The 380-nt window shown below is 43.9% G+C and carries 1 protein-coding gene; it reads left to right on the top strand.

Features of this window, described 5'->3' with window-relative positions; translation table 11 throughout:
* Nucleotides 1-380, top strand: a 380-nt coding sequence (locus tag BM266_RS17130; RefSeq protein ID WP_175494806.1) for an HYR domain-containing protein, incomplete at both ends; no start/stop codon positions are given.

Raw genomic sequence — 380 nt, 5'->3', positions numbered from 1 at the left:
TTTGAAGCTGAAGATAATTCAGGGAATGTTTCTGAATGTAGCTTTACCATCACCGTTAACGATGCTGAAGCGCCAGATCTGCAATGTCCTGAAAATATCTCCCAGGCTAATGATGCCGGGATCTGTGGGGCTATTGTAGAATTTGAAACTCCTACTGCTTTTGATAATTCAGGCGAAGTTGAAGTGGAACAAACCGGTGGGTTACCTTCAGGTAGTGAATTCCCGGTAGGTATTTCAACTATTGAATTTACCGCCACCGATTCGGAAGGAAACAGCGTTACCTGCAGCTTTACTATTGAAATTCTCGATGAGGAAGCTCCGGTAATTGCCCAAGTAGAACCTATCAACACTACTGCCGATGCAGATAGTTGTGGTGCAAT

Source organism: Salegentibacter flavus, from assembly GCF_900115145.1.
Classification (GTDB): Bacteria; Bacteroidota; Bacteroidia; order Flavobacteriales; family Flavobacteriaceae; genus Salegentibacter; species Salegentibacter flavus.
Note: the sequence above shows the minus strand (reverse complement) of the source record. Positions and strands in the feature narration are given on the sequence as shown.